The sequence below is a fragment of the Nocardia neocaledoniensis genome, assembly GCF_003182135.1.
Taxonomy (GTDB): domain Bacteria; phylum Actinomycetota; class Actinomycetes; order Mycobacteriales; family Mycobacteriaceae; genus Nocardia; species Nocardia neocaledoniensis.
The window spans coordinates 105,728-125,619 of sequence record NZ_QGTL01000016.1 but is presented as its reverse complement, the minus strand read 5'-3'; the positions used below and the strand labels follow the sequence as shown (position 1 = coordinate 125,619).

The 19,892-nt window shown below is 68.4% G+C and carries 18 protein-coding genes; 7 read left to right on the top strand and 11 right to left on the bottom strand.

Annotated elements, in window-relative coordinates:
• Positions 1–96: 96 nt before the first annotated feature.
• A complete protein-coding gene (locus tag DFR69_RS30700) occupies positions 97–1,215 on the top strand; it encodes a lactonase family protein (RefSeq protein ID WP_110041174.1) in 1,119 nt (372 codons plus the stop codon).
• Between the two features lie 71 nt (positions 1,216–1,286).
• On the opposite strand, the gene DFR69_RS30695 is transcribed toward DFR69_RS30700, so the two are convergent.
• Positions 1,287–1,658 (bottom strand): hypothetical protein, encoded by a 372-nt coding sequence (locus DFR69_RS30695; protein WP_110041173.1) that lies wholly within the window; start codon positions 1,656–1,658, stop codon positions 1,287–1,289.
• Positions 1,659–1,765: 107 nt separating this feature from the next.
• Positions 1,766–2,467 carry a GntR family transcriptional regulator gene (locus DFR69_RS30690; protein WP_110041172.1) on the bottom strand — a complete coding sequence of 234 codons (702 nt, stop codon included), beginning with the start codon at positions 2,465–2,467 and terminating at the stop codon, positions 1,766–1,768.
• A 264-nt stretch (positions 2,468–2,731) separates the two neighbouring features.
• Between DFR69_RS30690 and DFR69_RS30685 the strand changes: the two genes are divergently transcribed.
• The 4 genes from DFR69_RS30685 (at position 2,732) to DFR69_RS30670 (ending at position 5,293) form a co-directional block, all read left to right on the top strand.
• On the top strand, positions 2,732–3,553 hold the full coding sequence (locus tag DFR69_RS30685; RefSeq protein WP_110041171.1) for an acyl-CoA thioesterase domain-containing protein: 822 nt from the start codon (positions 2,732–2,734) through the stop codon (positions 3,551–3,553).
• A 91-nt stretch (positions 3,554–3,644) separates the two neighbouring features.
• A complete protein-coding gene (locus DFR69_RS30680) occupies positions 3,645–4,763 on the top strand; it encodes an NDMA-dependent alcohol dehydrogenase (RefSeq protein ID WP_110041170.1) in 1,119 nt (372 codons plus the stop codon).
• Between the two features lie 21 nt (positions 4,764–4,784).
• Positions 4,785–4,994: a hypothetical protein gene (locus tag DFR69_RS30675; protein ID WP_110041169.1), complete on the top strand. Its 210-nt coding sequence runs from the start codon at positions 4,785–4,787 to the stop codon at positions 4,992–4,994.
• A complete protein-coding gene (locus DFR69_RS30670) occupies positions 4,991–5,293 on the top strand; it encodes a WhiB family transcriptional regulator (RefSeq protein ID WP_110041168.1) in 303 nt (100 codons plus the stop codon). Before DFR69_RS30675 ends, DFR69_RS30670 begins: the two co-directional genes overlap by 4 nt.
• A gap of 59 nt (positions 5,294–5,352) precedes the next feature.
• Here DFR69_RS30670 and DFR69_RS30665 read toward each other — a convergent pair whose 3' ends face one another.
• From DFR69_RS30665 to DFR69_RS30630, 8 genes are all read right to left on the bottom strand, one after another.
• Positions 5,353–6,708, bottom strand: a complete 1,356-nt coding sequence (locus DFR69_RS30665; RefSeq protein ID WP_110041205.1) for an MFS transporter — start codon at positions 6,706–6,708, stop codon at positions 5,353–5,355.
• Positions 6,709–6,873: 165 nt separating this feature from the next.
• Positions 6,874–7,218 carry a cupin domain-containing protein gene (locus DFR69_RS30660; protein ID WP_244198540.1) on the bottom strand — a complete coding sequence of 115 codons (345 nt, stop codon included), beginning with the start codon at positions 7,216–7,218 and terminating at the stop codon, positions 6,874–6,876.
• 54 nt (positions 7,219–7,272) lie between these two features.
• Complete coding sequence (locus tag DFR69_RS30655) at positions 7,273–8,178, bottom strand: alpha/beta hydrolase (protein WP_244198539.1); 906 nt, start codon at positions 8,176–8,178, stop codon at positions 7,273–7,275.
• A gap of 100 nt (positions 8,179–8,278) precedes the next feature.
• Positions 8,279–9,787 carry a sugar ABC transporter ATP-binding protein gene (locus tag DFR69_RS30650; RefSeq protein WP_244198538.1) on the bottom strand — a complete coding sequence of 503 codons (1,509 nt, stop codon included), beginning with the start codon at positions 9,785–9,787 and terminating at the stop codon, positions 8,279–8,281.
• 5 nt (positions 9,788–9,792) lie between these two features.
• Positions 9,793–10,875, bottom strand: a complete 1,083-nt coding sequence (locus DFR69_RS30645; protein WP_110041166.1) for an SMP-30/gluconolactonase/LRE family protein — start codon at positions 10,873–10,875, stop codon at positions 9,793–9,795.
• Positions 10,872–12,926 (bottom strand): ABC transporter permease, encoded by a 2,055-nt coding sequence (locus tag DFR69_RS30640; protein WP_167456470.1) that lies wholly within the window; start codon positions 12,924–12,926, stop codon positions 10,872–10,874. Before DFR69_RS30640 ends, DFR69_RS30645 begins: the two co-directional genes overlap by 4 nt.
• Positions 12,927–13,046: 120 nt before the next feature.
• Positions 13,047–14,120, bottom strand: coding sequence for a sugar ABC transporter substrate-binding protein (locus tag DFR69_RS30635; RefSeq protein WP_167456469.1), 1,074 nt, complete (start codon positions 14,118–14,120; stop codon positions 13,047–13,049).
• A gap of 44 nt (positions 14,121–14,164) precedes the next feature.
• Positions 14,165–15,184, bottom strand: coding sequence for an ABC transporter permease (locus DFR69_RS30630; RefSeq protein WP_110041163.1), 1,020 nt, complete (start codon positions 15,182–15,184; stop codon positions 14,165–14,167).
• Between the two features lie 341 nt (positions 15,185–15,525).
• Between DFR69_RS30630 and DFR69_RS30625 the strand changes: the two genes are divergently transcribed.
• Together DFR69_RS30625 and DFR69_RS30620 are read left to right on the top strand one after the other, a co-directional pair.
• Positions 15,526–16,569, top strand: a complete 1,044-nt coding sequence (locus DFR69_RS30625) for a helix-turn-helix transcriptional regulator (protein WP_167456468.1) — start codon at positions 15,526–15,528, stop codon at positions 16,567–16,569.
• A gap of 111 nt (positions 16,570–16,680) precedes the next feature.
• On the top strand, positions 16,681–18,114 hold the full coding sequence (locus tag DFR69_RS30620; protein ID WP_110041161.1) for an MmgE/PrpD family protein: 1,434 nt from the start codon (positions 16,681–16,683) through the stop codon (positions 18,112–18,114).
• Between the two features lie 158 nt (positions 18,115–18,272).
• On the opposite strand, the gene DFR69_RS30615 is transcribed toward DFR69_RS30620, so the two are convergent.
• A complete protein-coding gene (locus DFR69_RS30615) occupies positions 18,273–19,874 on the bottom strand; it encodes a sigma-54-dependent Fis family transcriptional regulator (RefSeq protein ID WP_110041160.1) in 1,602 nt (533 codons plus the stop codon).
• Between the last annotated feature and the right edge of the window lie 18 nt (positions 19,875–19,892).

Sequence of the window (19,892 nt, the reverse complement as noted above, 5' to 3'; positions counted from 1 at the left end):
CCGTTGTCAGATCATATACAAAATGTGATCGTTTCGAGCTGTCGCGCGCTCGGCCGGTGGCCGTTCGCGATCCACATCCCCTCGAGGAGCTCACCGATGACTTCCCTCCTGTTCCGTTGTGTGACAATCTCTTTTGTCGCCGCGCTGCTCAGCATCGCCAGCTGGACCGCGGCCCCGGCGCCTGCCTCCGCACCGAATTCCCGCTTCCTGGTGGTCGCCGGCACCGCGTCGATGGGAATCGGTGTCCTCCGCGTGGCCGACGACGGGACCGTGTCGAACGTCCCGAACAGTCCGTTCCCGACCGGGTTCGGCGTGCTCTCGCTGGTCCTGGCACCGGATGGGCGCACCGTCTACGTCCCCCACGCGGGCGACTTCGGTGTCACCGGATACCGGCTCGACGACACCGGGACGCTGCATCCGGTGCCCGGTGCCGACATCACGGTCGGCGGCCCGCCCACCGCGGCCGCGCTCAGCCCGGACGGCACCCAGCTGTTCGTCGTGGTCGGAGGCGCGCCGGGACACGTCGAGTCCTACGCGGTGGCGCCGTCGGGCGCGCTCACCCCGACCGGAGCGCCGACGGTTCCGGTGGACGGCTTCAGCGCGGTCGGCATGGCGCGTGTCGACCCCGGTGGGCGGTTCCTGCGCGTGGTCACCTATCTGGGCGACACCATGTCCAACTACGCGATCGAGCCGGACGGCACCATGACACCGCTCGGCGCCACCGCGGTGAAGCTCGGTCCGGTGGCACCCGGTTTCAGCCCGGACGGCCGGTTCCTCTACGTGAGCAACGAGTTCGGCTTCGACCTGTCCGGGTTCGCGATCGACGCGGACGGAGCGCTGACGCCGACTCCGGGCTCACCGTATCCGACGCACGGCGTTCCCCATGGCGCGGTCACGACCGCCGACGGCGCACGTCTCTACGTACCCAACGCGATGGGCCAGTCGATCGCCGGCTTCGCGGTGGGCGCGGACGGGCGGCTCACCGAACTGCCCGGGTCACCGTACGCGGCACCCGCGGCCACGCTGCCCGGCCAGGTCACGCTGCATCCCGACGGGCAGACGCTGTACCTCGTCGACGTACTCACCGCACAGGTGACCTCCAGGGTCCACCCCTACACGATCCGCGGCGACGGGAGCCTCACGCCGTCCGGTCACCCCTCCGTCGACACCGGCGTGGTCATGTCCGACGGCCCCGTCGTGGCCATCACCCCCTAGCCCGAACAAAAGGGCCGGTGCCCGTGACCACGTCGGTCACGGGCACCGGCCCTATCGCCGCGCACCCGGGATCAGGGCTGAACGCCCATCTCGGGGCCGATGTACTCGCGAACCCGCGCGGCCTTGCCGTCACGAGCCTCGACGATCTGCACCAGGTGCAGCTTCATCTCCTGGCCACCGATCGACACCTCCGTGGTGCACTCGTGGAAGAAGCCCTGCTCGGTGAAGACGACCCCGAGCGAGACGAAGGTCGGGGGGACACCGTCAGGGGAACGCTCGTACACGGCGGCGACGGCATCGGCGACGCTGACCCACAGGTCGTCGGCGCTGTGCCACACGAGGCAGTCCTCGTGGCTGATCTCCTTGAAGAGATCGATGTTGGTGAGGGCCTTGACCCAGTTGTCGGCGAGGTCCTTGGTGGCCTGATCCGGGGTGCTGCTCATCGTTGAACGGTGCCTTTCCTGTCCAGTTCGCTGCAGTGGTGTCCTGCGATCCCCATGCTGCGCGCGAACCGGCGGGCCGAGTGTCCAAGTTTCTGGACACTCCCGGGCTAGGCGGTGGATTTCTCCGCTTCCGACCACATGCCCTGCTTCTCGAGCATGGCGATGAGCTCGTCGGCGCCGGACATGATGTGGTCACGCATCAGCGTGCTCGCCGTCTTGGCGCGCCGTTTGCGCAGTGCCTCGAGAATGGCCGGATGGAAATCGAGGGACTCGTTGGCGTGACCCTCGATGTTGCCGTAGAACCGGTTGGGCAGCTGCTTGACGATCGAACGCAGTAGCAGCGCCAGTCTGCGGGAATCCGCGGCCAGGTTGACGGTCCGGTGGAATTCGTGCCCGAGCGCCACGATGCGATCGAGATCGGCGCCCTCGGAAACCGCCTTCTCGTGCTGTTCGACCACGTCGGCGAGGTGGGCCAGCTGGCGCGCGGAAATGGATTTCGCCGCGCGGGCGGCCAGTTCACCGGCCAGCGTGGCCTGCGCCCAGAACAGATCGCGGACATCCTGCCTGCTGAACGCCGACACCATGAATCCCCGGCGAGGCACCAGTTCGACGAAGCCCTCACCACTGAGCAGCAACAGACCCTCGCGCACCGGCGTGTTGCTCACCCCGACCGCTTCGGCGATCGGCTCGGCGCGCAGGAACTCGCCGGACCGCACCCGGCCCGAGATAATCAGTTCCCGAACGTAGCTGGCGACGTCTTCGGACAACTGCTGACGCTGCGAACTGGTCCGGCGCGGAAACTCCCGCATCGTGGATTCGGCGTCCAGAGGGTCTTTGTCGTTCGGCACTTACGCATTATGCGGCCCCGGCATGCCGTCGCGCAGCATCGACCCATGGAAACGGCGTCGGTCACCGGAGGGTTGTCCGGCGCGTGGATGTGACACGCGCTGCGGTGACCGACGCCGCGGCCCGAGGCCCTCGCAGGGATCAGAAGGACCTCGGGAGGTCTATTGCGCAGACTCGACAGTATCATATATTTAATATCATGGCCTAACCCAGCCAGGAGGATCTCCATGACCACAGCGTTCTTCCGCACCCGAACCGGTCCGGCGGGCATCGAGTTGATCCCCCAGGCGGAGGCATCGAGCGGGTGGGGCGATGAACACATGCGCGGACTGGCGGTGAGTTCGGCCCTGGCCCGGGCCACCGAGCAGCACGTCGAGTCCATCGGACGCGGCGACCTGACGCCCGCGCGCTGGACTGTCGATTTGTTCCGGCCCGCGCGTTTGCGGCCGTGCACCACCTCGGTGACCGTGGTACGGGAAGGCAGGCGGCTCTGCCTGATCGACAGCGTGCTCGAACAAGGCGGACGACCCGTCGCCAGGGCATCGGCCCTGTGGTTGGCGCCGAGCCGGAGCCCCTCGGGGGCGGTCTGGTCGGGCGGTGCGCAACCGGAACTCCCCCCGGTCGGCGCCGCGATGGTACCGGCTCAACACCGGCTCTATTTCACCGAGAAGACGGGCTGGGGTGACGCGGCACAGTCCAAGAACGACGCGCGCAAACAGATCTGGCACGAGCAGATTCCGGTCGTCGAGGGCGAGCCCGTGACGCCGTTCCAGTTGGCCGCCGGCATCGCCGACGTGGTGAACGTGGCGGCCAACTTCGGCAGCGCCGGACTCGAATTCATCAACGCTGACCTGACTTTGGCGTTGGCCCGGCTGCCGGAGGGACCCGCGGTCGGATTCGCCACGACCGACCGGATCGAACGCGCGGGCATCTCGATCGGCACCGCGGTCGCCTTCGACCGCACCGGCGTGTTCGGGACGGCGACGCTGTGCGCGCTGGCCGACGGCCAACGCGCCGTCGATGTGGCGAGTTTCCGGCCTATGGCGTAACGAATCTCTCATAATATATTATACTGAATAAATACCACACGAAGGAGTGCGGCATGAACCACCCGGCGAACACCGACGACAAGGCCACCTCGTGCTGACCCGTGGCGCGGTGCTGCGGCAGACGCCCGGCACCTACGAGATCGTCGACCTCGACATCGAGGACCCGCGCCCCGGCGAGATCCGGGTGAAGATGGTCGCGGCGGGTCTGTGCCACTCCGACGATCACTTCGCAGTCGGCACCCAGACACCGGGCATCCTGCCGCTCGCCGGTGGGCACGAGGGCGCGGGCATCGTCGAAGCTGTCGGCCCCGGCACCAAGGGCTTCGCCGAAGGCGATCACGTCGTCTTCTCCTTTCTGCCCGTCTGTGGCCGTTGCCGGTGGTGCGCGCACGGTCACCAGAACCTGTGCGACCTCGGCGCGTTCCTGTCCACGGGCGCGCGCTTCGACGACCCCACCTCCTTTCGGTTGTCACTCGACGGCGCACCGGTCGGCCAGCTCGCCGGGCTCGGCACCTTCTGTGAGTACACGACCGTGTCCGCCGTCTCGGCGATCAAGATCGATCCGTCGATCCCGCTCGACCTCGCCTGCCTCACCGGCTGCGGTGTCGGCACCGGCTGGGGCGCGGCGGTGAACTCGGCCGAGGTGAAGCCCGGACATGTCGTGATCGTCATGGGCATCGGCGGCATCGGCATCAACGCGGTCCAGGGCGCCGCGCACGCGGGCGCGGGCGCGGTGATCGCCGTCGACCCGGTCGCCTTCAAGCGCGAGTCCGCGCTGAAGCTCGGCGCCACCCACGCCGTCGCCGACATCGAAGAGGCGGCCGAACTCGCCCGCTCGATGACCAACGGCCAGGGCGCCGACTCCTCGATCGTGACCGTCGGGATCACGACCGGTCGCCACGTCGGACAGGCGTTGAGCGCGGTACGCAAGGCCGGCACCTGTGTCGCCGTCGGCCTCGGCGACGCCACTGTCGGCGCGGGCGACATCAACCTGCACGAGCTCACGCTCTACCAGAAGCGTTTGCAGGGCTCGCTGTTCGGCGCCAGCTCCCCCACCGCCGACATCCCGGCCCAGCTGGCGATGTACCAGCAGGGCTCGCTGAAACTCGACGAACTCGTCACCACTCGCTACGCACTCGACGACATCACTCGGGGCTTCGCCGACATGAACGCCGGCCGGAACCTGCGGGGCGTCGTCGTCTACGACTGACCGGCAAGCCGAAGGACCCCCATGAACGTGCTGATCGAAATGACCGCACTGTGTCTGACCCGCCCCGCCCGCGGAGCGGACGCGGAAGCACTCGCCGCGTGGTTCGCCGCGAAAGCCCGCCTGCACGAGCATCTCGCCGGTCTCGGTGGTCCCGACAGCACGCGCGAACGCGAGCTCGCCGCGGCCGCGCACCGGCGCGCGCTGGGTGCCGCCGCCGGAGGACGGCGATGAAACCGGCGCGCGAGAAGCCGCTGCGCCTCCCCGCTCCGCGCGCGGAGGCGTGGGACTGGCAGCGGCACGCCACCTGCCGTGCCCACGATGTCAACGACTTCTACGAGACCGGCGTCGAATCACGGAAGATGCTGGCAGCCAAGCGGATCTGCGCGAGCTGCCCGGTCCTGAGTCACTGCCGCGATCATGCGGTGGCCACCAACGAACCGCACGGCATCTGGGGCGGGATGACACCGCGCGAACGCGCCAGATACCGCTGGCTGCACTACCGGCCGAGCCCCGCCCACTCGGGGCAATGACGAACGACTCCCTGGGAACCGTGCCGGTTCCCAGGGAGTCGTTCGTCGGCACACCCTACTCAGCGAGCGGGTTCCACGAGCCCACCGTCCCGAGCATCCGGAGTGCGCACGTCGTCGACCTCGTCGTCGACCGTGGACGCGGGCATCAGGATCACGATCACCGCCGCGATCACGGCCGGAACGGCGAAAGCGTAGAAGTTCCATTGGCTGCCCAGCGAGGACCCGACGACCCAACCACCGATGGACGGCCCGAGGATCGAACCGACCCGGCCGAGACCCATGCTCGCGCCGACCGCCGATCCGCGGCACGAGGCGGGATATTTGGCCGCGACATAGCCGTAGGCCAGTGAGCTGCTGCCGATGGATCCGAGCCCGGCGCCCGCGACGGCCACCATCAGCACCGCGGTATCGAGTTTGCGGCTCAGCGCCAGCAACGACACCGCGCCGATCAGGAAGAACAGCACGAGGATTCGCCGCGACCCGTACCGGTCCGCGAGCATCGACCCGCCGATCATCCCGACGATGGCGCCGACCTGCAGGACGAGCAGGAACTGCAGCGAGGAGCCCAGCGGGTAACCCGCCTCACGCATCAGCACCGGCAACCACGTGTTGAGACCGTAGGTGATCAGCTGGGCACAGACACAGACCACGACGAACAGCAGCAGCGACGGCAGGTAGCGGCGGGTGAGCAGCATGCGCAATCCGCCCGTCTTGTCCGCGCCGGCGGCAGCGGCGACCTGGATCGCCTGCTCGGCGCGCACCGCGTCGATGTCGAGTCCGTAGGCGCTGGCGAGCTCGGCCGCCTCGGCATCCTTACCGCGCGCCACCAGCGAACTCACCGACTCCGGCAACCAGAAGTACATCGCGGGCACCACGATCACGCACAGCGCGCCGACCGCGTAGAGCACACGCCAGCTGTGATCGGGCAGCAGGGCGATCGCGACCAGCGCGGCGACGATGCCACCGAAGGAATAACCGGTCAGCATCATGCCGTTGTAGATCTGCCTGCGGTTGCGCGGCGCGAATTCCATGGTCAGAGCGACCGCCGAGGGCACGACACCGCCGAGGCCGATGCCGGTGAAGAACCGTGCGGCGCCGAGGAATTCGGGTGAGGTGGCGACCGCGCAGATCGCGCACCCCGCCGAGAACCACACGACCCCGGCCATCATCACCTTGCGACGCCCGATCCGGTCGGCCAGCGGTCCCGCCAGCAGAAAGCCCACCATCAGACCGATCAGCGTCCAGCTACCGATCAGCCCGGCGGTACTCGCCGACATCTCCCAGCCCGGCTCCTCCAGGAGATCGGGCACTGTGGCTCCGTAGACGATCAAGTCGTAGCCGTCGGCGACGATCGTCAGAAAACAGAGCATGACCACGACGAGGCCGCTCTTCTGGCGCGGGACCGGACTATCCATCTCGTTCTCCTCACAACGCTCCACCACGGCGACGGTGCCGAGCGATGTAGGTCACAATATCGCACAATATATGATCCGTAATACTTTTCGATTGGATCGACTGTCCGAAAAGACGAACAGGGCCCGGAAATCGTCGGAGATTTCCGGGCCCTCGCCGCGGCGAACTCAGTCGCCGATACCGCACTCGTCGTCGGCCTTGGCGTCTTCGCCGTGCAGGTTGCCGATCGACTCCACGTACACGGCCGGATCGATCTCCACGTCCGGCGGGAAGGTCGCCAGACGCACGACCACACCGGCGGCGGGCGGATCCAGCTCCACCTCCGCGGCAAGGGTGTCACCCGCGGACATCGCCGCGGGCAGAGCGTCGACCCGCCAGACGTCGTTCACCGTGAACGCGGGCAGCGCGACCCGCGTCGCGGTGCTCTCGTCGACCGCGATGGTCGATTTGCCGTCCGCGTCGAGGCCCGCGATCACACGCCGCGCGGTCTTGACCAGATGTTCACCACTCATGGACGTCACCCTTCGAATCGGAACGAACGAGGCGTGTGCCGCACTCCGCCCTGCTCAGAGCGTCGCCGCGAAGAACGGGGTCAGCGCGGCCATGGCCTGGTCGACGTACTCGGGGCGGTCGTAGAGGCCGACATGACCCGCGCCGTCGACGACCACCAGCTCGGTGTTCTCCGGCAGACGCTTGTGCAGGGCTTCCGCCTGCCACAGGGAGCCGGCGGCGGAACCCGCGATCAGCAGCACCGGCTGCGTGAGGAACTCGGCGCCGGCGAAGGCGTCGTAGTCGAAGATCCGGGTGACGCTGGCGGTGAACAGCATCCGGTTCTCGGAGTGCGGGTGCTGTGCGCGCGGGGTGCGGTAGTACTCGTGCGCTTCGACCATGTCGGCGGGCGTTGTCTCGTCGAGCGTCTCGGGGACATAGGTGATCTCGGCGATCTCCCCGCCCGCGGCTTCGATCGCCCGCTGACCCGCGACGGCGTCGAGCGTGGCGATCTGCGCCTCGAGCGGCAACGAGCCGTCCCAACCGCGACGGAAGGTGGCCCCGATGTCGACCGGACTCACGGTGCCGACGGCTTTGATCCGGCGGTCGGTCTTGGTGGCGTCGATCGCGTAGCCGCCACCGGCGCACACACCGAACGCGCCGACCCGGTCGGCGTCGACGTAGTCGAGCGTGGAGAGGTAGTCGACAGCGGCGCGAATGTCCTCGACGCGGGCGAAGGGGTCTTCCAAACGCCGCGGGATTCCGCCGCTCTCGCCCTGATGGGAGGCATCGAAAGCCAGTGTGACGAAGCCCTGCGCGGCCAACTTCGCGGCATACAGACCCGCGGTCTGCTCCTTGACGCCGCCGCCGGGATGCACGCACACGATCGCCGGGTAATACTGGTCAGCGGAGAAGCCGGTGGGTAGGTACAGATCGCCCGCCATGGTGACCGTGGCATTCGGGAAATCGATGTGCTGCACCATGCTGACCTCACTTCGTCGGGGTTTTCCGGATGACATCAGTCTTCGCCATCCGGAAGACCCCGGGCAGGGCCACTCTCTTCCTGGGAAGGATCCTTCCCCCTCAGTGCACCGCCGCGAACATCAGCTTCGCGTCGTCGGCCTCGGCCGGGTCGAATTCGGCCACGATGCTGCCCTGTTTGGCGACCAGGATCCGGTCCGAGAGCGCCCGGATCTCCGGCAGGTAGGACGAGATCACGATCACCGCGACGCCGTCGTCGGCGAGTGCGCGGATCATCGCGTGGATCTCGGTGATCGTCCCGAGGTCGACACCGCGGGTCGGCTCGTCGATGATCGCCACCAGGGGCTGCCGGGTCAGTCCCTTGGCCAGCACCACCTTCTGCTGGTTGCCGCCGCTGAGCTCCTCGAGCTTGGCTCGGTCGGGGCGCAGGGTACGGACGTGGAACCGCTCCACGAAACGCCGCGCCACGGAGGTGCGCTCGCCCGGCCGCACCAGGAGCGGCAGCCGCGGCGCGCTGCACAGGTGGCCGAAGTAGATGTTGTCCGCGATCGAGAAGTGGCCGAAGAAGCCCGAGGCCTTGCGGTCCTCGGTGATGTAGACCAGCCCAGCGCGCCGGGCGTGGCGCGGGGTGCGGAAGCGGACCTTGCGCCCGTTGAGCCGCACGGTGCCGCCCCGCATGCGCCGGCGTTTGGTGACCCCGCTGACGATCATCGCCGTCTCGCTGCGCCCGGCGCCGACGAGCCCGTAGATGCCGACGATCTCCCCCGCGTGCGCGGAGAACGACATGTTGCGCACCGTAGGGAGCAGGGTGATGTCGTCGACCTCGAGCACCGGCGCGGGGTCGGGATCCCGGTTCGGCGGCACCCGCTGGTATTCCACGCTGCGCCCCACCATCATCCGCACCACCTCGGCGCGGTCGAAGTCCGGTTTGTCGAGGGTGCCCTGCACCTCGCCGTCCCGCAGCACCGTGATGCGGTCGGCCTCTTCCAGCGCCTCGTCGAGCATGTGGGTGATGAACACGACCCCGATGCCCTGCTTCTTGAGTCTGCGCATCGACAGGAACAGCTGTAGCCGTTCCTCCGGGGTCACCGAGGCGGTGGGCTCGTCGAGGATCACGACCTTGGCGTCGCGGTGCACGGCGCGGGCGATCTCCACCATCTGCTTCTGGGCGATGCCGAGCGCACCCGCCGTCACCTCGGGCCGAATGTGGAAGTTGTGTGATTCCAGTAGTTCTCGCGCCACGACATTGAGCTGGGAGAGGTTGTTGAAGGCTTTCTCGTCGCCGAGGAACAGGTTCTGTGCCACGGTCATCGACTCGACGAGCGAACCCTCCTGGTACACCATCGCGACCCCGGCCTCGGCCGATTCCTTGGGGGTGCTGAAGTTACGCATGCGCCCGGTGACCTGGAGTGTGCCCGCGTCGTGTTCGATCGCGCCCGAGATCACCTTCACCAGGGTGGATTTGCCCGCGCCGTTCTCGCCGAGCAGGGCGTGGATCTCGCCGGGCGCGACCTCGAAGTCGACCTCGCGCAGCGCGTAGGTTCCGTTGTAGTGCTTGCTGATCCGGCTGAGCCGGATCACCGGCTCGGCGGCGACGGCGGTGTCGCTCACTGTGCTCACCTTTCGTTGTCTGTCTGCGGCTCGAGCAGGTTGCGGAAGCCACGCGCCGCCACCACGATTCGCCCGTCACGTGACGACACGCCGGTGACCCCGTGACGGTCGCTGTCCGCGCGCGAATGCGCGCTCTCGGCGATGCGACCCCGCCGATCGATCCGGAACGCCAGCCCGTAGGAGCGCGCGGGCGCCCACGGCTTGATCACGCCGTGCACGCGCAACTGGCCCAGCTGCAGGGTGTCGGTGTAGGGGTCGGGGCACCGCAGTCGCGGGACGAACCACTGGTCCTGGCGGATCGTCGCGGTCATCTCGCGCAGCAGTTCGGGTTCGTCGAGCAGCAGTTCGGTGAACCGGTTGCGCGCGTAGGGCGCGGCGACCCACCAGCCGTCGTCGGTGGCGGCGATCCGCCCGGGATACACGGGCAGATTCGCCCCCACCGCCTTTCCTGGCTTGCCCAGGTCCGACACGGCACGACGTTCGATGCGATGATCGAAACCCAGCGAGACCAGAACCTCACCGTCCGAAGCGTTCTCGATGCCGCCGGGCCAGCCGAGACCCTCGGCGACCACCTCCGCGCGCGAGCCGTCGACCCGCACGATGCGCCCGCTCCGGTCGTCGGCCACCAGCGCGGCGGACCAGTCCGGGACATCCCGGGAGCCGATGGTGGCCAGCACCGCGCCGTCGGGCAGCAGTGCCAGATCGGTGACGCAGGCGGCCAGTTCGGCATCGGTGCACAGGTCGGTCGGCGTTCCGCTCGCGTCGACCGTGACCAGGCCGACGCCCTCGACGGCCGCGACCAGCCGATCCCCGGCCACCACCAGGCATCCGACCTGCCCGCCGAGTGTCACCACGCGGGTGACGACGCCACCGGTCAGCGTGAAAACGCTGTCGCCGCTGGAGAAGACAACCTCGCTGTTGTCGCGGATGATCACGTCGTCCGGTTCGCACTCGTCATCGGGAAGCAGCACCGTGGCCTCGTCGAGCCGGCGGTTGGGCCGCAGCCCCGCCTCGAACGGCGGCACGCTGCGGTGCCGTGCCCAGTCGGGATTCAGCCATTCCCGCAGTGCGCTGATCGTGCGATTCACCGCCGCACCTCCGCCATCGATCGGCCGGGCACGACGAGCCCGGGTACCGCGGCCGGATCGATGGATCCGACCTCGCTCGGGTCGAGGGTGAGCCTGCCGATGCGGTTGTTGCTGACACCGCACAGGTACAGCTGACCGGCGCGTTCCTTCACCGCGGTCACCATCGGGTAGTTCGCCAGCGACGAATCCCACAGCACCTGCAGGACTTCGCCGCGATCGTTGAACTTCATCACGCACGAGACGTTGAGCTGCGGCACCACCCAGCTGTCGAGCGGCACCTCCTTGGTCATCCGCCTGCGCACCGCCGGGTAACGGTTGAGCAGATCCGACATCGGCGTCCGCATCGAGACGAACGGCAGCCAATAGTTGCCGTCGGAGGAGCGGTTGAGATTGTCGGGATTGCCGGGCAGGTTCTCCAGGACCGGTTCCAGCTGTCCCTGTTTGGTGCCGGCGATCCAGAGCCGATCGACCCGGCACAGGCCGGTGCTGGCGATGAGGATCGATTGTCCGTCATGGGACGTACAGATGCCGTTGGGGAACACGCTGTTCGAGACGACCACCTCGGTGCCGCCGTCGGGATCGATGCGGACCACGCGACCGTTCGCCCGCGACTCCACCAGTTCGACCAGGTACTCGGCCGCGTTGGTCCGCGTCGAGAAGTCCGAGACGTAGATCGAGCCGTCGGGCGCGACGTCGAGATCGTCCACGGCTCGCAGACCGGAATCGTCGAGCAGGGAGAAGCGGCTGCGTCTGACCTTCGTCGCGATCGGTTCGGACTCACCGTCCGGGGAGAGCCGGTAGATGCCCATGCCGCCGACAGCGACGAGCAGCTGCCCGTCCCGGTCCCAACCGTGCCCGAGCGGGAAACCGCCTGTGCGCGCGAAGATCTCGCCCTCATCGGGGTTGTCGGCGGAGAAGCGCCACACCCAGCCGCGGCGGTCGCCGCAGTAGACGTTGCCCTCGGGGTCGACCGCGCAGTCCTCGGCGCCTTCGATCTTGCCGAGGCCGATCGGCGGCGCGTCGGTGGTCCTGTTGTTGATCGTCCACACCGTGCCCGGTTCGGTGACGTCGAGGAGGGGGCCCAGCGTGATCCGGCCGGGATCGATCTTCAGCTTGTCGGCCGTGCGCTGCCGGTACTTACCCCACTGCAGGTCGAGCACCGCGAACACCAGCAGCGCGGTCGCGAGAACGACCGTGTAATAGGAACCTTCGAGGCGCAGTGCCACGGTGGCCTGCTGGATCACCTGCACGACGATGATGCCGACGGTGGCCCGCAGCACCGAGCCACGCCCGCCCTTGAGGCTGACACCACCGAGCACGACTGCGGTCAGCGCGATGATCTCCCAGCCCTGCCCCACGTCCGGATCGGTACGCCCGACGCGAGCCGACGTGAGCAGCGCCGCCAACCCGGCCAGCGCACCCGAGAGGACGTAGACGCAGAAGGTGACCCGGTCGACCGGGATACCGTTGCGCCGCGCGGATCGCCGATCGCTGCCGACCGCGGCGACCCACCATCCCCAGCGCGAGCGGGTGAGACCGACGTGCACGGCGATCAGCACGCACCCGAAGAAGAACCAGCCGGTCGGGATCAACGCGATGGTGCCCTCGCCGAGGAAGTCCCACACGATATCGGGCTTGGGCATGCTCAGCTCGAAACTGAACGCCGACTGCAACGCGGCGGCTGCACCGCCGAACGCGACCAGCGTGACCAGCGTCGTGATGAACGGCCGCATCTTGCGGTAGGCGATGAAGTAGCCGTTCACACTGCCGAGCAGGGCACCGAAGACGACGGCGCCCGGAGCGACGAGCGCCATCGGCCAGTCCCAGGCACGGGAGGCGACCATCGCGCCGATCGCGGTCAGCCCGACCATCGAACCGATCGACAGATCGATGCCACCGCACACCAGCACCACGGTCAGCCCGATGGCGAGCAGCCCCTTCTCCGACACCTCGTCCATGATGATCGGGGTGTCGGCGGGACCCACCGGAGTGAAGAAGACGAACAGCATGCTGAGCAGCAGGGCGAGGCCGAGCGGGACCGCGCCCTCCATCCAGCGCTTCTCGAACAGATCCGACAGGGTCCTCGCCGGCGCGAACCGATCACGCCGCTTCCCGCCGGTCAGGGGGAACGCATCGATTCCCCGGGATCGTGAGAGCAGTGTCATCGCCGCTCACTGACCCTTGTAGCAGGCGATGGTGGTGTTGTCGACGTTCGCGCGGTCCACGATGGTGTGCGGCACGAACGCGACGGTGTGGCTGCTGCCCGCCGGTGCGCCGGTCTGGACGAGCTGCTGGGTCGTGACCACCGCGGCGGTGCCGACGCCCTGGACGTCGTAGGAGGCCGAGGCCGTCACCTTGCCCGCGCGCAGCGCGTCGCACCAGAGGGTGTCGGTCGCCATCGTGTAGGTGCCGAGGGAGTCGGCCGGAATCACCCCGCGCGAGACCGCGCTCTGCACCGCGTCACCGACCGCGACCGAGTTCAGGTCGTAGGTGACCAGGAACCCGCAGAAGTTGTTCTTCTGCTGCTGGATGATCGACTCGGCAGCCTGCTGCGCGAGGGAGTTCTGCCACTGGGTGTGCGCGGTGGTCACCACCTCGAAGCCGGCGGGATCGAGCACGTTGTGCACGCCCCGGGACCACAGCAACGAGGCCGCGTCGTTGCCCGGACCGTCGATGATCGCCAATCGCTTGGGCGCGCCGCGCTTTTCACAGTCCTGCACCGCCCGCTGGGCGATGTCCTCGGCGGCGGCGATGTTGTCGACGCCGATGTAGGCGTCGCCGAGGCGGCTGGAGATCATGTTGACCACCACCGTGTAGATCCCCGCGCGCTGGGCGTCCTCGATCTGCTTCGACAGCACGCCGACGTCGGGGTTGTGCAGGATCAGCACGTCGGCCGCCTTGCGGGCGATCAGGTCGCTGATGATCCTGGTCATCTTGTCGGTGTCGAAATTCGGGTCGTAGACCTGGAATTCGGCGCCGAGGTTGCCGAAGGCGCGCTCCATCGAGGCGCCCCAGTTCATCGTCAGGTTGTAGCCCTTGTAGAGGATCGGCACGAAGGCGACCTTCTTGCCCTGCATCGACTCGTGCACCTTCTGCGTCGCGTCGAACAGCTGGACGTTCTCGCCGAAGGTCTGACCCTCACCACCCGCTGGACCGGTGGCGGCGGTGCGTCCGCCGGTGGAACAGCCCGCGAGCACGACGGCGGCTACCGAGGCCAGCGCGAGGGCGATCATATTCTTCTTCATCGTTGAAGACTCCTTGTGAGCGAAGGTGTTTCGGGGCGAGGGCATTACAGTTCGCCGCTCTTGGCGGTCTCCTCGTCGCGCGGATGCAGCCACGAGTCCAGCGCGATGGCCGCGATGAGCACGCCGCCGCGGATGAGGTCCTGCACCGCGGACGTGAGGCCGTGCAGCACGAGCAGGTTGTTCAGCACGCCGATGAACAGCGAGCCCGCGAGCACACCGAGGATCGAGCCGCGGCCACCGGCCAGCGAGATGCCGCCGATGACGGTCGCGGTGAGCGCGGTGAACAGCAGCGGGTCGAACGAGGTGACCGTGGTCTGCACGCTGCCCTGGATCGACACGGTCAGGTAGCCGGCGAGCAGCGCGAGCAGCGCCGAGATCACATAGGTGAGCACCTGCAGCGGCCGGACGGGGGCACCGGTGGCACGGGCGGTGGCGAAGTTGTCGCCCATCGCGCGCACCAGCCGGCCCGCCGAGGTATAGGTGACGAAGAGCCAGGCCAGCACGAACACCGCCGCCGCGATGACGATCGGCCGCGGGACGCCCAGGACCGATCCGTTGCTCAACTCCGCGATCCACGAGCCGCCGGGCAGCGCGTAGTAGTTGCTGTCGAGCAGCAGCATGTCGACCGCGCCGATGACCAGCAGTCCGGTCGCCAGGGTGACGAACAGCGAGGGCACTTCGACATAGGCCACGAGCACGCCGTTGACCAGCCCGACGATCAGCGCGACCGCCGCGGCGATCGCGATCGCCTGCCATTCGGGCATGCCACCCGACATCAGGGCGAGCGTGGCCTGCGCGCAGCCGAGCGCGACACCGGCGATCGAGAGGTCGATCCCCTTGCCCAGCACGACGATCGCGACGCCGACGGCGAGGATCCCGAAGGCCGCCGACAGCCGCAACAGGCTGGCGAAGTTGCCGGTGGTGAGGAATCCCGGCGTGGTCGCGGCGCCGATCACACAGAGCACCGCGGTGATACCGAGAACGAAATAGGCCTGCTCCGAGCGACCGAGCTGGTCGCGCAAGCTGGGGCGGGGCGTGGTGCCCGCCGCGGTCGAGGTCGTCATGATGCTCCCGTGCAGAACTCGATGACGGCCTTGCCGCCTGCTTGTCTGTCGAACTCGGCTACTTCGAGGTCGCGATCACCGTTGAACACAACACCCCGCATTGCTTCTCCTCTGAGATTCAGATCACTCCCGTAAACTGTGCGAAATATTAAATATGTGGTGTTCTGGCTCACAAGAGGTGTCGTCACCGATCAACCGAAGGATCGACAGCGCTACGACCAGCGGCCGATGGCGGAGCCGAGATTCGGGCACGATTCGGGCCAACCTCGCGCCATCCTTCGATATATTGCATATTCTGTAGATACGTGGTACTGGACCGGAGTAGACACATGGTGACCGACATGAGGACCTCCAGCACCGACGTCGTCGTCGAGGCCGAGTTGATCGCGGTCGCCGCCGAGGCGTCGGAGATTCTCGGGCGCCGGATCCCGCCGACCGATGCCCACTCTCCCGCCGCGGCCGCACGCCTGCTCACCCAGCTGTGGGACGACGCGGTCGCCGCCCTGTCCGGCACCACAGCCCCCACGGACATCCAGCGAACGATCGCGCTGCTGGGCCGCATTCGCGCAGTCGAGGCCGAACTGGCCGCACTCGATGCCGGGCGCTCGGCCACTCACCTGCGGATGGCCGCGCAGGCGATCGCCCGGCTCCAGGGCGCCCGCGGGGTCGACGATCTGCTGAGCAGAGCCGCGGAGGCGATGGGCACCATGGGGTTCGACCGGGCACTGGTGTCGACCACCGAGGGCAGGCGATGGGACCTGCACACCATGTTCGTGGTCGACGACAAGCCCTGGGCCGAGGCGATTCTGGCGGCGGGGCGCGAGTCGTCACCCACCCTCGACGGGCATCTCGTCGAGAGCGACATCGTGCGGCGGGCCCGACCGGGGCTCGTCTTCGACGTCCAGCGCAATCCCCGGGTGATCCGGCCGCTGGTCGAGATGACGCACTGCAGCTCCTACGCCGTGGCACCGCTGACCGTGAACGGTGCCGTCGTCGGCCTGGTCCACGGCGACTACTACTTCCAGCAGCGCGAAGCCGACGCGACAGCCAGGGCCATGCTGGCCGTCTTCGCCGCCGGCCTCGGGCACGCCCTCGCGAGCGCGCGCCTGCTCGACGGCGTGAGCGCGCTGCGCTCCGGTCTGGACCGGCTGGTCTGCGACACCCCCGCGGTCGCCGAGCACGTCGAAGGAGCCGCGCTGTCGGCACGCGAACGCGAGGTCGTCGAACAGCTCGCCGCGGGCCGGGCGAATCGCCAGATCGCCCGCGAGCTCGCGATCTCCGAGGCGACGGTGAAGACCCACATCACTCATATTTTGCGCAAACTCGGTGCGGCGAACCGGGCCGAAGCCGTCGCCTACTGGCTGCGCGGCACCGTCGTGCGCTGAGTCGTACCCTGGGCGACATGGTTGCCGGAAACCCGTTCGCAATGCTTACATAATATATAGTGCAATGACTGGTGTGCTGCACTGCCGCGCACCCCTGTGAGAGGACAGTCCATGGCCGACACCATCGTCGAGCAACTGGCCCGGTTCACCACCGGCGCGAACTACGACACCCTGCCTCCGGAGGCGGTCGAGGAGTCCAAGCGGTTGCTGCTCGACGCAATGGGCTGCGCGCTGGGCGCTGTCGAGGAGCCCAAGGGCAAGATCGGGATCCAGTACGGCAAACTCACCGGCGGCACCGACGGCGACGCCACCATCATCGGCACCGACGACCGGGTGTCGATCTTCGGCGCCTCCTTCGCCAACGGTGAACTCATCAACGCCCTCGACTTCGACGCGGTGCTGCCCCCCGGCCACGTCTCCCCCTACGTGCTGCCGACCACCATGGCCATGGCCGAGAGCCGGGGCCGGTCCGGTCGCGAGGTCCTCGCCGCGGTCGCCCTCTCGCACGAGATGTCCTACCGCTTCTACAAATCGATGGACTACCTGCGCGACGTCCAGAACGACTCGATGGACCTGTCCCCGGTGATCGGCTACAGCGTCACCGTCTTCGGTGGCACGGCCGCAGCGGGCAAGCTGGCGGGCCAGTCCACCGAAACCCTCGCCAACGCGTTGGGCATCGCCGCCGCGACCGCACCGGTCAACGCCATGCGGCCGTGGATCAAGCACGCCCCGAGCTCGACCCTGAAGTACCTGCTCGCCGGCACGCTCACCCAGGCCACGCTCACCGCGGTGCACATGGCCGAGCTCGGCCACACCGGTGATCTGGAGATCCTCGACGACGCCGAGGTGGGCTTCCGCAAGTACATCGGCACCCGGCGGTGGGAACCGCAGAACATCACCGACGCGCTCGGCACCGAGTGGCGGTTCCTGGCCGAGCAGTCCTACAAGCCCTACCCGCACTGCCGCATCCTGCACGCCCCCTTGCACGCGCTCACCGAGATCCTCGAGACGAATGACATCCGGCCCGAGGAGATCGACGCGATCCGGTGCTGGGGTGAGGCCGCGGTCATGCACCCGCTGTGGCAGAGCCGGGTGATCGAGAAGACCCACGACGCGCAGTTCGACATCGCCCACGGCCTCTCGGTCGGCGCGCATCGGGTGACCCCGAGCCGGGCGTGGCACGCACCGGAACTCGTGTTCAGCGACTCGGTGCTCGGCCTGATGGACAAGGTCACCTTCGCACCGCACCCGGACTACTTCGCGGCGCTGTCCGCGCACCCGTCCGCCCGGCCTACCAAGGTCGAGGTCGACGCGCGCGGGACCACCTTCGTCGCGGAGCGTACCTACCCCAAGGGCAGCCCCTCCCCCGACCCCAGCACCCGGATGACCACCGACGAACTGGTCGCCAAGTTCCGGATCAACGCCCAGGAGGTGCTGTCCGGGAGCCGGATCGATCAGGTCGTCGAGACCGTCCTCGGCGTGGACAAGGTCGACGACTTCGCCACGGTGATGCGTCTGCTCGCGCCACACAGCGCGAACGCCTGATCCCACGCTGCCGAAAGGCCCCGCTCGCCCCCTACGCGAGCGGGGCCTTTCGGTTTCCAGCTCGGCCGCTGTCCGGCCGGCCGGTGCTGACCACAGTAGTCGCGACAGCGGGCACGGCATGTCCAACTATCTGGACATGCCGTGCCCGGCAACATCTTTCACGCGATACGCAGCGCCCTGATGCGGTTGTAGAGCGTCGAGCGGCTCACGCCGAGCGCACGCGCGGCCTGGATCTTGTTGCCGCCGGCGGCCTCGAGGGCCGCCATGATGACCTCCCGCTCGGCTTCACGGATCGGTGAGCCGGGTGCCTGCCCACCGCGGTGGGAGGCGGGCAGGTCGGCCGGGATGATGTCGCCCGCCGACCGGACACTCGCCACCACTTCGACGACCCGGTGCAGCTCCGCGAGGTTGCCCCGCCACGGTTGCGACGCCAGCACCCGCATCGTCTCGGCGGTGAACCGGGTGCTGGAGCTGCCGGTGACCTCGGCCAGCATCTGCTGGGCCAGTCCGGGCACCTCGTGCCGGCGCCTGCGCAGCGGGACCAATTCCCTGCGGTCGTTGCACAACGCGGGCAGGACGGCGTGCTCCGCGTCGAGGTGGGCCCCCGGGGTCGAGGTCAGCACGACATCGCGGGTGGCCTCCCGGAGCCGCTGGGCCAGCAGGGCGGTCAGCTGTTCCGACAGCAGCTGGATGTTCTCGATGACGACCGCGGGCCCGTCACCGGCGAGCGCCGCGTCGAGCTGGGCGGCCCAGCCGTTGTCGCCCACCAGGACGATGTCGGTCGCGTCGAGGACGACGGCGTCACTGCCCGCCAGATCGCGCGCCTCGGTGGTCCGCCCGGTCCCCGCCTCGCCGACCACGAGCAACGGCCACCGCGGTGGCCGCTCCGAGGCCACGCCGCCGCGCCGCATGCCGGATTCCTGGGTGATGTCGACGAGCACACCCTCGGTGCCCTCGATCGATTGGCAGATCAACCGCACCGTGCGGCCCGAGGCCAGCACGAGCGTCTGGCTCTCCTGAGCTCCGACCGGGACGGCCTCGGCGCAGGCGCGCAGCGCCGCGTGGTCGGCCGGCTCGAGCAGGTCGACCGCGGCGGGGGTGGCCAGCACCAGTCCCTCACCGATGACCACGACAGCCCGCCCCCGGCGATTGGCCGCCGCCTGGAAGGCGCTCATCAGCCTGCTCTGCGCGCGGGGGGAGTCCCGCTGCAGCCGCTCTTCGATGTCGCGGACCATCCGCCGGGCCAGCAGTGCCGACAACCGGTGGTCGGCACTGGTTTTCGCGCCGATGCCGAGCACGCCTTCGAGGCGCCGGGTCACCGGGTGGAAGATCGGGTGTCCATAGCAGGTGAATCCGCGGAACAACTCCAGATAGTGCTCGTCGGCGCGCACGAGCAGGCTGCGCCGGGTCTCCAGGGGCGTACCGAGCGCGTTGGCGCCGATCCGATCCTCACCGAGTTCGACGCCCGGCACGATGCCGAGGTCGGTCACCGCGTGGCGCATGGATCGGGCCGCACCACGGATGTCGACCACCCGGCCGCCCTGATCGGCGAGCACCAGCGCCATCGGCGTGCCTTCGAGCTCACTCGCGACCCGGCGCAACACCGGGCTCGCCGCCCGCTCGAGGACGCTCTCGACGCTTCTCGTCGCGAGGGCGAACGGCGGCCTCGCGTCTTCGCGGACACCGTTGAGCCGCGATCTGGCCCACGCCGACTCGATGTCCGGTCGAGTCGAATCCCGGTGAGCCTGCAATACAGTCATGGACACTCAACACCACCT

Bases quoted from the DNA above. Each gene is read 5' to 3' on its own strand.
- DFR69_RS30685 (WP_110041171.1), top strand. From the start codon at position 2,732: ATGACCACAGCGTTCTTCCGCACCCGAACCGGTCCGGCGGGCATCGAG.
- DFR69_RS30670 (WP_110041168.1), top strand. From the start codon at position 4,991: ATGAAACCGGCGCGCGAGAAGCCGCTGCGCCTCCCCGCTCCGCGCGCG.
- DFR69_RS30620 (WP_110041161.1), top strand. From the start codon at position 16,681: ATGGCCGACACCATCGTCGAGCAACTGGCCCGGTTCACCACCGGCGCG.
- DFR69_RS30675 (WP_110041169.1), top strand. From the start codon at position 4,785: ATGAACGTGCTGATCGAAATGACCGCACTGTGTCTGACCCGCCCCGCC.
- DFR69_RS30635 (WP_167456469.1), bottom strand. From the start codon at position 14,120: ATGAAGAAGAATATGATCGCCCTCGCGCTGGCCTCGGTAGCCGCCGTC.
- DFR69_RS30640 (WP_167456470.1), bottom strand. From the start codon at position 12,926: ATGGAGGGCGCGGTCCCGCTCGGCCTCGCCCTGCTGCTCAGCATGCTG.
- DFR69_RS30660 (WP_244198540.1), bottom strand. From the start codon at position 7,218: ATGAGTGGTGAACATCTGGTCAAGACCGCGCGGCGTGTGATCGCGGGC.
- DFR69_RS30695 (WP_110041173.1), bottom strand. From the start codon at position 1,658: ATGAGCAGCACCCCGGATCAGGCCACCAAGGACCTCGCCGACAACTGG.
- DFR69_RS30700 (WP_110041174.1), top strand. From the start codon at position 97: ATGACTTCCCTCCTGTTCCGTTGTGTGACAATCTCTTTTGTCGCCGCG.
- DFR69_RS30630 (WP_110041163.1), bottom strand. From the start codon at position 15,184: ATGACGACCTCGACCGCGGCGGGCACCACGCCCCGCCCCAGCTTGCGC.
- DFR69_RS30665 (WP_110041205.1), bottom strand. From the start codon at position 6,708: ATGGATAGTCCGGTCCCGCGCCAGAAGAGCGGCCTCGTCGTGGTCATG.
- DFR69_RS30690 (WP_110041172.1), bottom strand. From the start codon at position 2,467: ATGCGGGAGTTTCCGCGCCGGACCAGTTCGCAGCGTCAGCAGTTGTCC.
- DFR69_RS30615 (WP_110041160.1), bottom strand. From the start codon at position 19,874: ATGACTGTATTGCAGGCTCACCGGGATTCGACTCGACCGGACATCGAG.
- DFR69_RS30655 (WP_244198539.1), bottom strand. From the start codon at position 8,178: ATGGTGCAGCACATCGATTTCCCGAATGCCACGGTCACCATGGCGGGC.
- DFR69_RS30625 (WP_167456468.1), top strand. From the start codon at position 15,526: ATGAGGACCTCCAGCACCGACGTCGTCGTCGAGGCCGAGTTGATCGCG.